Origin of the sequence: Kitasatospora sp. NPDC006697 (assembly GCF_042869935.1) — a bacterium.
Lineage (GTDB): Bacteria > Actinomycetota > Actinomycetes > Streptomycetales > Streptomycetaceae > Kitasatospora.
Genome location: NZ_JBIAGU010000017.1, coordinates 76,917 through 90,702, shown reverse-complemented (window position 1 = coordinate 90,702; position 13,786 = coordinate 76,917). Strand labels below are relative to the sequence as shown.

Here is a 13,786-nt window from a genome sequence, read left to right as displayed (position 1 = left end):
AGGTGGAAGACGACGACTTCGTCTGCGTCTTCTGCAGCAGCGATCTTCCTGCGGCGTCGAACGGGGATCCCAGCGTGTGGCCTTGGAGGTCATAGCCACTCGTTGACGGCAGCGATGAGGACAGTCGCCTCGTAGTGCGCCGCGAGCTTTTCGTATCGGGTAGCGACAGCGCGGTTCCTCTTGAGGCGGTTGGTCCCACACTCCTGCTGCGAATCGCGGGCGCAGCCGCTACGGCCCGGACAGCACGGGCTGGTGGACCCTGGCGGCAGGACCCTGCCCTGGGAGTCGCTGTGAGGCGCCTCGGTGGCCGGGTCGGACGCCTCTCGGTCAGCCCGCGACGTGCGCCGTGTTGTCGAGCCAGTGCTGAGCCAGGCTGGTGTCGCCGTCAACCCTGACGCCGGTGGCGTCGCGGTCGGTGAGAGGAAGCCGTCGGGTCAGGATCAGCAGCAGGGAGCGTGCCGGGCCGGTCACCGTGACGTCGGCCTGCTGGGTTTCGGGCCGCCATACCGCCCCGTCGGGTCGGCGTTGGACGAACCAGGTGCCCGCGTTCCCAGGGACGTCGGAGGCCAGCCACTGCAAGGTCTGCCCCGTGCCCCGGATGGCGTGGGCGGACTCGGTGCGCCGCATCTCCCAGGTGGGCGAGGTGAGCATCGCAAGGTGGTTGCTGATGAGCGCGGCTGCGATGTCGGCGTCGACATCGGCCGGTCGGCCGGCCGCGTCGGCTGCGTCGAAGCCGTGGACGACCGCTTCGTTGAGCATGCTGGACAACCAGAACCGCGTCCCCGGCCGCCCGTCGGCCGCGGGGTTGAAGACCGGTGCGTCGAGCGCCTCGTCGGAGCACGCGTTCGCGACCCGCTGCGCGGACTCCGAGAGCCACGTCTGCCACAGGAGAGGGTTGGTGGGAGGCACGGCCAGCTCTGTCGGCAGCTGCGTGGGATCGGTGATGCGCCGCTCGATGATCTCCGCGACCCAGTGCTGGGTCTGCCCCAGGTGCGTGACCAGGTCGGCGACGGTCCACTGCGGAGCCGTCGGCACCGCGGCGTCGGGCCCGGCCGCAGCGGCCGACTCCGCCAGGCGCCGGGTGTGTTCGACGATCGCCAGCCTGGTCCGCTCCGCGTTCGGCTCGGTCATGGACTGCCCCTTCCGTAGGTGGTTGTACTGGGTATGACGGGCCATGCCGGTCAAACTCATCGGCAGCCGCCAGATCGGCGCGTCAGGCTGGTTGCTGACCACGTTCTGGGCCGTCGGGCGCACGAAGACCGGACTCGGCGCGCGGGTACGACGGGACCAGGCGATCGCCTCGTCCTGTCGGCGCGCTCAGTATGGAGCGATGGACCGACAATTCGTCACATCGGCGGCGTGCAGGTGCAGGTGCAGGTGCGGGCGCCGGTCCTGGTCCGCTCGCGCCCTCCTTCTCCACGAAGGATTCGACGAGATCCGCCACCACCGCGCCGGGCGCTGCCGCGCCGCGCACCACGGCGAGGCAGCGCAGCGGGCAGATCATGCAGGTGCGCGCGACCGCCCGCAAGCACCGCCGGGCCCGAAAGGCCGGGGCCAAGGACTCGTCGAAGGCCCGGCGGGAGCCCGGACTACCGGGAGCCCGCCACAGGGCGCGACTTGTAGAAGGACTCCTCGAGGTAGACGGCCTCGTGCGGCTGGTAGGGCTCCTCCAGGTAGGCGGCCTCGTCCTCGTCGAGTGCGACGTCCACCGCGGCGATTGCGTCGGCCAGTTGGGCCGGCTTGGTGACCCCGACGATGGGCGAGGTCACCACCGGGTTGCGCATGACCCAGGCCAGGGCGACCTGGGCCGGGGACAGACCCCGCCTGCCCGCGATCTCGTGGACGCGCTCGGCCACTGCCTGGTCCCCGTCGCGGTAGAGGATCCTTCCGCCCTCGTCGGTCTCGGCACGCGCCGTGGCGGTGTCCCGGACCCGCGTCAGCCTGCCCCGCGCCAGCGGACTCCACGGGATCACGCCGATGCCCTGGTCCGCGCAGAGCGGGAACATCTCCCGCTCCGCTTCTCGGTGGATGAGGTTGTAGTGGTCCTGCATCGACACGAACCTGGTCCAGCCGTTCAGGTCGGCCAGGTAGAGGGCCTTGGCGAACTGCCAGGCGTACATGGAAGAGGCTCCGATGTAGCGGACCTTTCCGGACTTGACCGCGTCGTGCAGCGCCTCGAGGGTTTCCTCGATCGGGGTGTCGTAGTCCCAGCGGTGGATCTGGTACAGGTCGATGTAGTCGGTTCCCAACCGCTTCAGGGAGGCGTCGAGCTCGGTGAAGATCGCCGTGCGGGACAGCCCGGCGCCGTTCGGGCCAGGGTGCATCCGCATCCAGACCTTCGTGGCGAGAACGACCTCCTCGCGCCGGGCGAAGTCCTTGACCGCCTGACCGACGATCTCCTCGCTGCTTCCGGCGCTGTACCCGTTTGCCGTGTCGAGGAAGTTGACGCCGCCCTCGAGGGCCAGCTTGATGATGTCCCGGCTGGCGTCCGCGCCCAGCGACCAGGGCTCGCCGCCCCGGCCCGGCTCGCCGAAGCTCATGCAGCCGAGAGTGATGGCGGAGACTTCCAGACCGGTCGTTCCGAGTTTGATGTATCGCATGGTTCGGAACCTAGGAGTTGGAGTGCGCTCCAACGCAAATGCGGAGGCGTGAGGCGTGTGCGCCCCTTAGGTCTGACCGTTTCGGTCGGACCTGCCAGAGAACCCGGTATCACGAGGCTCGGCAGGCTGACGAGGCGTTAGGCGGCTGCCGGGGAGAGATCGGTGTTGGTGAAGCCGGTAGGTTCGCCTCATGGGACTGCAGCGAGCGAGCGTGCATCATTCGGCTTCGACGTGGCGACAGCCCGCGCCGTCAGCGGCTTCACCCGAACGCAGTGCGCTGGTGGAGTCGATGGCGAAACGCATTCTGGATGTTGGGCCGGGCCGTCTGCTGGTGGGGATCGACGGCTTCACCGCTTCCGGCAAGACGAGCTTCGGGCACGAACTCGCCGAGCGGATCAGTGCTGCGGGGCGCCCGGTGCTTCGGGCGACCCTCGATGACTTCAAGAGGCCGTGGAAGGACCGGCACCTCTATGACCGGGAGTCAGGGGAGGGGTACTACCGCAACGCGTACGACTATGACGAGCTCAAGCGGCTGCTGCTCGATCCCTGCGGGACACCGGAGGCAACATCCGCTGTTCTGTGCAGCATCGACCCGCTGACGCAGCAGAGCCACGCTGCGGAGACGACGGCGCTCGCTCCGGACACGGTACTGATCGTGGATGGCGTCTTCGCCTTCCGGCCGGAGATCAACAGGTACTGGGACTTTCGGGTCTGGCTGCACGTGGATGCGGAGCTGTCCGTCCGGCGCGGGGCCGACCGTGATCAGGACTGGGCCGGATCCGAGGCAGAATCGATCCACCGCAACCGGTATCTGGTGGCAGAGGGCATCTACCTCCAGGAAGTCGACCCCGTTCCGATGGTGGATGTCATCATCGACAACTCGACGTTTGCCAGTCCTCGGATCCTGACGCCGTAACGCCGGCTCGGCGACCGTGGCCCTGGAGTGCGAACAGAACAGATCTTCTCCGCCCGCGCCCGTACCGCGGCCACGGCGCCGCCCAGGTCTCGGGCGAGGTCGCGTGCGAGCCGGGGCGCGGCCGGCAGCACCGGTACAGCAAGTTGGTCGGCCGGGCCGGCGGGGCCGGCTGTGCGGGAGTCGATCTCAGTCACCCGGCCTGCACGCACCCCACAACTCCCTGACGTGGCCTCTTCCGCCGAATCGGCCAATGCCAACCCACGCCCGCCCGGGTGACGATCGGGTCCGCGCCGCTACCGCGGGCGCGGACCCGGGCGGCACTCCGCTGCACCGGCCGACCCGCCGCCGACCGGCCGGTCGCCCTCACCGGCGCTCGGCGGCGATGGCGCGGGCGAGTTGGATGCGCGACTGGAGGCCGAGTTTGCGGTAGACCCGGGTGAGGGTGGCTTCGACCGTCTTCACGCTGATGGTGAGTGCCGCGGCGATGTCGCGGTTGCTCGCACCGTCCGCGGCGAGTTCGGCGCACCGCTGTTCGGCGCTGGTGAGGCCGGGGCGGGTCCCGGCGTCCGGGGTGGTGTGCTCGAGCCGGTGGAGCAGACGGGTGGCTGTGTCGGCCCAGGGGTGGGCCCCGTGGCTGGTGAAGAGGTCGGCGGCGCTGCGGGCGGCGCTGCGGGCGCTGGAGCGGCGCCGTCCGCGTCGTTCGGTGTGGCTGAGGGTGAGCAGTGTCCGGCCGCGTTCGAGGGGCAGGTGGTGCAGGCGGTCGGCGGCGTCGGTGAGGCGGCGCGCGGCGTTGTCGTAGTGGCCGAGGGCGGCGTCGATGAGGGCCTGGGCGCGTTCGAGCGCGGGCAGGACGCAGTGTCGGCCGAGGGCGGTCGCGGTGCGGTGGGTGTCGGTCAGCAGGTCGTGGGCGTGGTCGAGGCGGCCGAGCGCGATGAGGGTTTCGGCCAGGTCGGGGTGCCAGCGCAGGACGGACGGGTCGTGGACTCGTTGCAGCGTCTCCAGGGCCCGTACCTCCTCCAGGGCCTCCAGCGCCTCGTGCGGCCGGCCGGTGGCCAGCAGGAGGTGTCCGAGGGCGAAGAGGTTGCGGGAGAGGTAGACCTGGTTGCCCTCCTGGCGGCAGGCGTGCGCTCCGCGGCGTGCGTGGGTCAGGGCGAGGTCCCGGTGCGAGGCGGTGCCCTCGACGAGGGCGGAGGTGTAGCACGCGGGCCCGGCCGACAGGCCGGCCCGTTCGGTCAGGGCCTGGGCGCGGTCGGCGTATTCGAGGGCCCGGGCGCACCGCCCGGCGCGGATCTCCACCTCGGCGAGGCTGCGCAGGACGTCCACGGTGCCGGCGGCGTCCCCCGTTTGTTCGGCCTCGACGAGCAGGGGCAGGAGGGCGGTCCGGGCGTCGGCCAGGCGGTCGTCGAACAGGGCGTGCCGGGCGGCGAGGTGTTCGGGTGTGCCGTTCACGGGAACGGCCGTGGTGCGCTGTTGGGCCAGGGCGCGGTCGAGCGTGGCCTGCGCTTCGGGTCTGCCGAGGATCCGCTGGACGCGCGCCTGCATGGTCAGGGCCACCGCGGCGGTGGTGGTGTCGCCTGCGGCCTGGGCGAGTGCGGCGGCCCGGCCGACCAGGGCGGCGGCCAGTTCGGGGGCGCCCTCCTTGACGTTGGCCCAGATCGCCTGGTGGATGAGGACCTTGGCGATCAGGCCCGGGTCGCCGGCCGCTTCGTGGAGGGCCGCCGCGAACAGCTCGTCCGTGTCGCCCGGGTGCTGGCCGTTCGCGTCGGCCAGGGCCAGGAGGGCGTCGACGCGTTGGGTGGGGCTGGCGTCGTGGTCGAGCAGGAGGCGGGCGGCGGCCTGCCCGCGCGTCAGGTCGCCCCAGCTCGCGGCGTCGCGCACGGCGTTCAGGGCTCGTTCGCTGCGCAGCAGGCCGTCTTCCCGCGGGGTGCGCTGGGCGGCGAGCAGGAACAGCTCGGCTGCCAGGGCGTGCTCGCCGCGCAGCCTGGCGCGGCCGGCGGCACGGGCGGCGTGCCGGGCCGCACGCGGGTCGGCGGCCTCGAGCGCGAGGGCGTCGTGGCGGTCGCGGCGCAGGGCGTCGTGGCTCGCCCGGGCCAGGCGTGCGTGCAGGCGGCGCCGCGCGGGGGCCGGCAGCCGGGCCGCCAGTTCGATGCCGATCGCGTGGGCGGTGAACCGCACCTGGCCGTCGGGCTGCCCGGTGTCGATGAGTGCGGCTGCCTCCGCATCGAGGAGCAGGCCCTGGGCCGCCGGGCCGGCGAGCCGGTACAGCAGCGAGAGGTCCGGCCGGTGATCGAGCGCGGCGAGCGTCAGCAGCTCCTGCACCTGTTCCGACACCTCGCCCAGCCACTCGCCCACCAGCCGGCGGGCCGCCGGAGGAAGGAAGGCCGGCTCCCGGCCGGCCTGATCCGCGGCCGGCGGCGCGGCCTCGGCCAGACACAGGGCGAGCGCTGGATTCCCGCCGCTGCGGGCATGGATCCGTGCGACCTCGCGGGAAGCCAGCCGGTACGGTGCCAGCAGCTGCGCCACCTGATCGGCCGTCAGTGCCGGCACGCGCACGGCGCGGGCGTTCTCGCCGCACCAGTGGCCCCCGGCCTCCGGTCGCCAGGCGCGTTCCGCGACGATGACCGGAAACTCCGGTGCCGAGCGCAGTGCCCAGCCCAGGACGGCCGCGCTGGCCGGGTCCAGCCACTGGGCGTTGTCCACCACCAGCGTCACGGGCGGTGCGTCCCGCAGCACAGCGGCGGTGAGCCGGCGCAGCCGCAGGGGAGACCCCGTGTGATGCCCGGAGTCGGGCTCCGCGGCGGCCCCGTCCAGCTCTGCCACGAGTTCCCGGGCCGCCGGCAGGACCTGGAGGGCCAGGGCGAGTTCGAGCAACCCGCTGTAGGAGACCTGCGCGTCCCGGAAGCCGGGTGCCAGCCGCAGGACGGGCACGGCCCGCCGCCGCGCAAGGACGCCGGCGGCGGTGGTCTTGCCGATCCCGGGCGGACCGAACAGCACCAGTCGGCGGACACCGTCCGGCTCGTCCGCCACCACGGGCGGCACGGCGGCCACCTGCACGTTCTCCAACCCCACATGATCCGGCATCGGGCCATGGTGCGCCTGCCGCACCCCTGCGCGCCAGGGCAAGGGATTCCCCTGATGTCGGCGACCCGCCGCCCTTCCTAGCATGGTCGTCGCCACCGGGCCCGCAGGGACGTCCCAGCTCTTGACGAGGTGTCCGGGGTCCGCGACCGGTACGGGCACCAGCACCGTCCGGGCCCAGGTGTGCCGGCCCGCCCACCCGGTGCACGGCACCCGCCAGGCGATGCCGGCGGATGTCCAGAAGCAGGCCGTCGGCTCGGGGCCGCAACGGTCCGGGCGGATTGTTCGTCCTTGGGCGAAATACTGTCTCCGGAATCGGTCCGGATGATTTCACGCCTGCATTCCTGCCGATTTTCCGGCCCGTGGAAGCACTCCCTCGCTGCGTCTTTCAGTCGAGTCGTTTGTTAACTCTGAATTCTCCTGGAACCGCCTGTTGACGGGCTTTCAGTGCCTCTGCTTTGCTTTCCCCGGCGAGCAGCGGACCGACCCCACTCGCCGGTGGCAGCCCATCAGCACCATCGGCCCGCAGTCACGATCGGAGCGGCGCCGAAAGCCGGTTCCAGGTGCCTGAGCTTTCCCGGAGTTCCGCCGCCGACCGAATCCCCACAAAGGATCGTCCGCACACCTACCGGTGTTCGGACGGCCCGACCAGAAAGGCTCCCTGGACCATGGGTATTTCCCCCACACCGCACCGACCCGGATATGCGGCCCTGAGCAGTCCCGCCGTGCTCCTGGCCGCGGCCGTCATCGGGGCGCTCACCGCGGCCCCGCCCGCGTCGGCCGCGGCAGCGTCGGCCGCGAAGAGCACGCCGGTCCAGGTCAGGCACCTGTGCGCCGCCCCGGCGCACGTCCACACGGCGTCCTGCCTGGCGCTGGTGCGCACCGACGTGACACAGCCCGCGGCCCTGTCGGTCAACGCGGTCACCCCGAACGCCACACCGTCCGGCTACGGCCCGAGCGACCTGCTGAGCGCCTACAGCCTGCCCGCCAACGGCGGTGCCGGGCAGACCGTGGCGATCGTGGACGCGCTGGACGACCCGAACGCCGAGGCGGACCTCGCGGTCTACCGCTCCCAGTACGGCCTGCCGGCCTGCAGCACGGCCAACGGCTGCTTCACCAAGGTCGACCAGACCGGCGGCACCAACTACCCGAGCGCCGACTCCGGCTGGGCCGGCGAGATCTCGCTCGACCTCGACATGGTCTCCGCGATCGCGCCGAACGCCCACATCCTCCTCGTCGAGGCCGCCTCGGCGAACATGGACGACCTGGGCAAGTCGGTGAACGAAGCGGTCGCGCTGGGCGCGAAGTTCGTCTCCAACAGCTACGGCGGCTCGGAATCCTCCACCGACACCTCGTACGACTCCTCGTACTTCAACCACCCCGGTGTCGTGCTGACCGTCTCCGCCGGCGACCAGGCCTACGGCGCCGAGTACCCCGCCGCGTCCCCGTACGTGACCGCCGTCGGCGGCACCTCGCTCAGCAAGGCCTCCAACACCCGCGGCTGGACCGAGAGCGTCTGGGGCACCTCCAGCACCGAGGGCACCGGCTCCGGCTGCTCCGCCTACGAGCCCAAGCCCGGCTGGCAGACCGACACCGGCTGCTCCAAGCGCACCGTCGCCGACGTCTCCGCCGTCGCCGACCCGGCGACCGGCGTCGCCGTCTACGACAGCTACCAGACCAGCTCGGGCTGGAACGAGTACGGCGGCACCAGCGCCGCCGCGCCGATCATCGCGGGCGTGTACGCCGACGCCGGGACCCCGGGCACCGGCGACAACCCGGCCAAGTACCCCTACCAGCACACCGGCGCGCTCAACGACGTCACCGGCGGCAGCAACGGCAGCTGCTCCCCGAGCTACCTGTGCACCGCGGGCACCGGCTACGACGGCCCCACCGGACTGGGCACCCCCAACGGCCTGACCGCCTTCGCAGCCGGCACCGGCACGGCCGAGACGGTCGCCGTCACCAACCCGGGCGCCCAGACCGGCACCGTGGGAACGGCGGTCTCGAGGCAGATGTCCGCGACCGACTCGGCGGGCAAGACGCTGACCTACTCGGCGTCAGGCCTTCCCGCCGGCCTGTCGATCTCCTCCTCGGGCCTGATCACCGGCAGCCCGGCCAAGGCGGCCACGTCCACCACCACCATCACCGCCGCCTCCGGCACCGCCTCCGGCTCGGCCACCTTCACCTGGACCGTCAACGCGCAGAACGCCAACACCATCACGGTGGCGAACCCGGGCACCCAGACCGGCACCGTCGGCACCGCCGCCACGCTCCAGGCGAAGGCGAGCGACTCCGCCTCCGGCCAGACGCTGACCTACTCGGCCGCGAACCTGCCGGCCGGCCTGACCATCAGCCCCTCCAGCGGCCTCATCTCCGGCACCCCCACCACGGCGGGCACCTCGTCCGTGACCATCACGGCCACGGACACCACCGGGGCCTCCGGTTCGGCCACCTTCACCTGGACCGTCGCCTCCGCCTCCAGCGGCTGCACCGGCGCCCAGCTCATCCGCAACGGCGGTTTCGAGAACGGCACCGTGCCGTGGACCGGCAGCACCGCCACGATCGGCCAGACCGCCTTGTTCGGCCTCGCCCCGCACTCGGGCAGCTACGCCGCCATCCTGGACGACAACGGCTACGCCTCCGTCGACGCCCTCGCGCAGACCGTGAACATCCCGGCGGGCTGCACGAACGCCAACCTCTCCTTCTGGCGGTACATCACGACCTCCGAACTCGCGCTCGGCGCCGCCGACACCCTGAAGGTCCAGGTCCTCGACTCCTCCGGCACCGTCCTGGCCACCCTGCACACCTACAGCAACCTGAACGCCGACAACCAGTGGGACCAGGCGACCCTCTCGCTGAGCCAGTTCGCCGGCAAGACCGTCACCCTGAGGTTCGCCGGCACCGAGACCGACGCCTACTACGGCACCACCGCGTTCGGGCTCGACGACATCGCCCTCACCGTCTCCTGACCACCGCACACCCGGCACGGCCGCTTCCCCGAGCACGCCCGGGGAAGCGGCCAGTCGGTTCTCCGGCAGCTGGTGGAAGCGCGCAGAGAGTGCCCCGGTCCGGGGAGCGACGTGAGGCGGTGTCAGTCGGCCGTCCGCCCGAGGTCGCGGGTGGCGAGGGCCAGGCGGCGGGCGGCTTCGGTGAGTTTGGCGGGTTCGGCAGCGGCGGCGAAGCCGAGGCGCAGGTGGGCGGCCGGCGGCTCGGCCGGGAAGTAGTGCCGGCCGAGGTTGACGGCCACCTGGTGGGCCGCGGCGGCGTCCGCGACGGTGGGCTCCGCCAGGCCGGGTGGGAGCCGGAGCCACAGGTGCAGGCCGCCCTCCGGTACGCGGGCGAGCGTCCAGTCGGGAAGCTCGCGGGCGAGGGCGTCGGCCAGGAGGACGCAGCGGTGCTGCAGGGCAGTGGCCAGCGTGCGCAGGTGGCGGTCCCATGCGGGGGTGCTGAGCAGTTCGACCGCGGCCTCCTGGAGGGGGCGGGCGATGAAGAAGTCGTCGACCCGTCGCATCGCGTGCAGGCGTCGCATGACCGGACCGCGGGCGATGAGGGCGCCGATCCGCAGGCTGGGCGAGGCGGGTTTGGTCAGCGAGGCGAGGTGGATGACGGTGCCGTCGCGGTCGTCGGCGACCAGTGGGCGTGGCGCCGGGCGGCCGTGGCCGAGGTGGCGGGCGAAGTCGTCCTCGATCACGAAGGCTCCGGCAGCACGCGCGACGTCGACGATCTGTCGGCGTCGTTCGGGGGAGAGGACGGTGCCGGTGGGGTTGTGGAAGGTGGGCTGGCAGTAGAGCAGGCGGGCGCCGGTCATGGCGAAGGCGTCGGCGAGCAGGTCGGGGCGCAGTCCCTCGTCATCGATCGGCACGGGCACCGGGTGGAGTCCGGCGGCGCGAGCGGCGGCGAGCGCGCCGGGGTAGGTCGGTGACTCGACCAGGACCGGGCTGCCCGGGGCCGCGACGGCGCGGAACAGCATGGACAGCGCTCCCTGTCCGCCCCCGGTCACCAGGACGTCCTCGGGTCCGACGTCGCCGCCGGCCTGGCGGGCGAAGATCGTGCGCAGCGTCGACAGGCCCGCCGCTGGAGCGCGGTGCCAGGCGTCCGGGCGGCGTGCGGCCCGGGCCAGCGCGGCGCCGAGCGGCCGGGTGGGCTGGAGGTTCTCGTGCAGGTAGCCGCCCGACAGCCTGATGGTGTCCGGCGCCTCCGCGTCCGACTGCTCGTCGGGTCGGTCCGGGAGGGCGTCGCGGCCGGCCAGGGCGACGGCCTGCCAGGAGGTGTCCGGCTCGGCTCCGGCGGACCGGGGCCTGTGGGTGGCGACGTACGTCCCGCTGCCGGGCCGGGTGACGACCGAGCCCTCGGCGGCCAGCAGGGCGATCGCGCGGGAGACGGTGACCGGGCCCACACCGTGACGGGTGATCAGGTCGCGGCTGCTGGGCAGCCGGTCACCCGGGGAGAGCCGGGTGATCTCGCGCCGGAGGATCGCCACCAGGGTCTCGATACTGCTACTGTCAGACATGAAGAACCATGATAGTGCTTTCGCCGCTGGCGCGGAACCGCTCCCGACCCCGATGCTGGACCTGGCCGCGCTCCGAGCCGACACCCCCGGCTGCGAAGCGGTGATCCATTTCAACAACGCCGGCGCCGGGCTGATGCCCCGTCCGGTCGTCCAGGCGATGCTCGACCACCTCCAACTGGAAGCGGCCATCGGCGGCTACGAGGCCTCCGCCACCCGGGCCGCCGAGGTCGCCGACTTCCACGCATCGATCGCCGAACTCCTGGGCACCGGCCCCGGCAACATCGCCTTCGCCGGAAGCGCGACCCACGCCTACACCAAGGCCCTCTCCGCGATCGACTTCCACCCCGGCGACGTCATCCTCACCACCCGCAATGACTTCGTCTCCAACCAGATCGCCTTCCTCGCCCTGCGCAAACGCCACGGCGTCGAGATCGTGCATGCCCCTGACCACCCGGACGGCCGCGGCGTCGACGTCGACGCGATGGCCGCGCTGATGCGCACCCACCGCCCGCGCCTGGTCGCCGTCACGCACGTGCCCACCAACTCCGGCCTGGTCCAGCCGGTGGCCGAAATCGGTAGGCGCTGCCGGGAACTCGACCTGCTGTACCTGGTCGACGCCTGCCAGTCGGTCGGCCAGTACCCCCTCGACGTCGAGGAGATCGGCTGCGACCTGCTCACCGCCACCTGCCGCAAGTTCCTGCGCGGGCCGCGCGGTTCGGGTTTCCTCTACGTCTCCGACCGGGCGCTCGCGGCCGGGTACGAGCCGCTGCACATCGACATGCACGGCGCGCGCTGGGTCGCCCCCGGCCAGTACCGCCCGGTCGACACGGCCGCCCGGTTCGAGGAGTGGGAGTTCCCGTACGCCACCGTGCTCGGCTGCGCCGCCGCCGTCCGCTACGCGCTGCGGGTCGGCCTGGAGCCCGTTGCCCGGCGCACCCCTGCCCTGGCCGCGCGGTTGCGCGGGCAACTCGCGGCCGTACCCGGCATCCGGACCCTGGACGGCGGTCCTGCTCCGGCCGCGCTGGTCACCTTCACCATCGAAGGCTGGGAGGCTGGGCCGTTCAAGGCGGCGATGGACGCGCGCGGCATCAACTCGGCTCTGAGCTACCGGGAGTTCGCGCAGTTCGACTTCGCCGACAAAGCGGTCGAGTGGTGCCTGCGGCTGTCGCCGCACTACTACAACACCGAGGACGAGGTCGACGCCGTGGCCGCCGCCGTCGCCGAACTCGCAAGGAGCGCCCGGTGACCCAGACCTCGGCCGCGCCGACCGCCACCGACACACCGGCCCCTCAAAGCCTCTGGCGCAACCGCGACTTCCTCAGATTCTGGCTCGGCGAGACGGTTTCCCTTCTCGGAACCCAAGTAACCAACCTCGCGCTCCCGTTGACGGCCATCGGCTCCTTCGGCGCCACCGACGAACAGGTCGGACTGCTGCGCTTCCTGCAACTCGTCCCCTACCTCGGGCTCGCCCTGGTGATCGGCGTCTGGACCGACCGGGCCCGCCGCCGGCCGGTCATGCTGGGCGCCAACCTCGTCCGGCTCGTCCTGCTCGCCCTCGTACCGCTGCTGTACTGGTGGCACGCGCTCAACCTGCCGGTGCTGATGGTGATCGCCTGCGCGGTCGGCATCGCCTCGGTGGTGTTCGACGTGAGCTGGATGTCGTACGTGCCGGTGCTGGTGAAGAGCTCCGAGCACTACGTCGAGGCCAGCGCCAAGATGGGCACCAGCTCCTCCGCCGCCGAGGTCGCCGGGCCCGGGCTGGCCGGTGTCCTGGTGTCCGCGCTCAGCGCCCCGGTCGCCTTGGTCGTCGACGCCTGCTCCTACGCGGCGTCCGTCGTCTCGCTGCTGCTGATCCGCATACCCGAGCCGCGCCCCGAACCGGCCCGGGAACGGCACCTGTGGCGCGAGCTCAAGGACGGCCTCGGCTGGGTCATGCGGGACGCGGTGCTCCGGGCGCTCGCGCTGATCGGCTTCTGCTGCAACTTCTCGATGGTCACGGTGTGGACGATGTTCCTGCTCTACGGCACCCACGACCTCCACCTCGGCTCGACGACACTCGGATCGGTCTTCGCCATGGCTTCCGTGGGCGGGCTGATCGGCTCGTTGATCGCGCGGCAGGTCATCGCGCGGTTCCCGCTCGGCCGCGTCTACCTGGTCGCCCAGTCCGCCCTGCTGCTCGGCCCGTCCCTGATCCCGCTGGCCGCCGGCCCGCGACCGGTGCTGGTCGGCCTGTGTGTGCTCTCCTTCTTCACCACCTACCTGGGCCTCGGCGTGGCGGGCGTCGTCATCGTCAGCCTCCGCCAAGCCGTGACACCGCAGTCGATGATGGGCAGGATGACCGCCGCCTTCCGCACCCTGCTGTTCGGCGGCGGCGCCCTGGGCGGCCTCTCGGCCGGCCTGCTCACCGGTCAACTCGGCGGCCGCGGAGCCCTGACGCTGGCCGCCGCCGGCTCCGCCGCCGCTGTCATCGGCCTGGCGCTCTCTCCCGTCGTCCGCCTGAAGACCCTGCCCTCCGCCCCGCAACAGCCGACGACGGCCCGCTGACCATCAGCTCGGCACACGACGAAGGCCCGGGCCACCGAGCGGTCCGGGTCTTCGTGAAGGCGGCGGGTACGAGATTCGAACTCGTGAGGGGTTGCCCCCAACGCGCTTTCCAAGCATGGCGCGCGGGCCCCTCTGCGG

General features: G+C 72.1%; 8 protein-coding genes. 4 read left to right on the top strand and 4 right to left on the bottom strand.

Annotated features, from left to right (window positions below; genetic code table 11):
• Positions 1 to 327 precede the first annotated feature (327 nt).
• Both ACFYNO_RS23485 and ACFYNO_RS23480 read right to left on the bottom strand, forming a co-directional pair.
• Positions 328 to 1,233, bottom strand: a complete 906-nt coding sequence (locus ACFYNO_RS23485; RefSeq protein WP_388015663.1) for a maleylpyruvate isomerase family mycothiol-dependent enzyme — start codon at positions 1,231 to 1,233, stop codon at positions 328 to 330.
• Between the two features lie 356 nt (positions 1,234 to 1,589).
• Positions 1,590 to 2,600, bottom strand: a complete 1,011-nt coding sequence (locus ACFYNO_RS23480; protein WP_388015660.1) for an aldo/keto reductase — start codon at positions 2,598 to 2,600, stop codon at positions 1,590 to 1,592.
• Between the two features lie 190 nt (positions 2,601 to 2,790).
• Here ACFYNO_RS23480 and ACFYNO_RS23475 point away from each other — a divergent pair, with 190 nt between their 5' ends.
• The gene (locus ACFYNO_RS23475) at positions 2,791 to 3,516 is read left to right on the top strand and encodes a uridine kinase (RefSeq protein WP_388015657.1); all 726 of its coding nucleotides are present in this window, start codon (positions 2,791 to 2,793) and stop codon (positions 3,514 to 3,516) included.
• Between the two features lie 363 nt (positions 3,517 to 3,879).
• Here the strand turns inward: ACFYNO_RS23475 and ACFYNO_RS23470 are convergent, their stop codons facing one another.
• Positions 3,880 to 6,597, bottom strand: a complete 2,718-nt coding sequence (locus ACFYNO_RS23470; protein ID WP_388015654.1) for a LuxR C-terminal-related transcriptional regulator — start codon at positions 6,595 to 6,597, stop codon at positions 3,880 to 3,882.
• A gap of 665 nt (positions 6,598 to 7,262) precedes the next feature.
• Between ACFYNO_RS23470 and ACFYNO_RS23465 the strand changes: the two genes are divergently transcribed.
• Positions 7,263 to 9,563 carry a putative Ig domain-containing protein gene (locus ACFYNO_RS23465; protein WP_388015651.1) on the top strand — a complete coding sequence of 767 codons (2,301 nt, stop codon included), beginning with the start codon at positions 7,263 to 7,265 and terminating at the stop codon, positions 9,561 to 9,563.
• A gap of 122 nt (positions 9,564 to 9,685) precedes the next feature.
• Here ACFYNO_RS23465 and ACFYNO_RS23460 read toward each other — a convergent pair whose 3' ends face one another.
• Positions 9,686 to 11,104, bottom strand: coding sequence for a PLP-dependent aminotransferase family protein (locus ACFYNO_RS23460; RefSeq protein WP_388015648.1), 1,419 nt, complete (start codon positions 11,102 to 11,104; stop codon positions 9,686 to 9,688).
• On the opposite strand from ACFYNO_RS23460, the gene ACFYNO_RS23455 reads away from it, so the two are divergent.
• Both ACFYNO_RS23455 and ACFYNO_RS23450 read left to right on the top strand, forming a co-directional pair.
• Positions 11,103 to 12,350, top strand: a complete 1,248-nt coding sequence (locus ACFYNO_RS23455; RefSeq protein WP_388015645.1) for an aminotransferase class V-fold PLP-dependent enzyme — start codon at positions 11,103 to 11,105, stop codon at positions 12,348 to 12,350. The genes ACFYNO_RS23460 and ACFYNO_RS23455 overlap by 2 nt on opposite strands.
• Positions 12,347 to 13,648 (top strand): MFS transporter, encoded by a 1,302-nt coding sequence (locus ACFYNO_RS23450; protein WP_388015642.1) that lies wholly within the window; start codon positions 12,347 to 12,349, stop codon positions 13,646 to 13,648. Before ACFYNO_RS23455 ends, ACFYNO_RS23450 begins: the two co-directional genes overlap by 4 nt.
• Positions 13,649 to 13,786: the final 138 nt, after the last annotated feature.

Excerpts from the sequence above, each read along its gene's own strand:
- ACFYNO_RS23480 (WP_388015660.1), bottom strand. The coding sequence starts at position 2,600 with ATGCGATACATCAAACTCGGAACGACCGGTCTGGAAGTCTCCGCCATC.
- ACFYNO_RS23475 (WP_388015657.1), top strand. The coding sequence starts at position 2,791 with ATGGGACTGCAGCGAGCGAGCGTGCATCATTCGGCTTCGACGTGGCGA.
- ACFYNO_RS23470 (WP_388015654.1), bottom strand. The coding sequence starts at position 6,597 with ATGCCGGATCATGTGGGGTTGGAGAACGTGCAGGTGGCCGCCGTGCCG.
- ACFYNO_RS23465 (WP_388015651.1), top strand. The coding sequence starts at position 7,263 with ATGGGTATTTCCCCCACACCGCACCGACCCGGATATGCGGCCCTGAGC.
- ACFYNO_RS23455 (WP_388015645.1), top strand. The coding sequence starts at position 11,103 with ATGAAGAACCATGATAGTGCTTTCGCCGCTGGCGCGGAACCGCTCCCG.
- ACFYNO_RS23460 (WP_388015648.1), bottom strand. The coding sequence starts at position 11,104 with ATGTCTGACAGTAGCAGTATCGAGACCCTGGTGGCGATCCTCCGGCGC.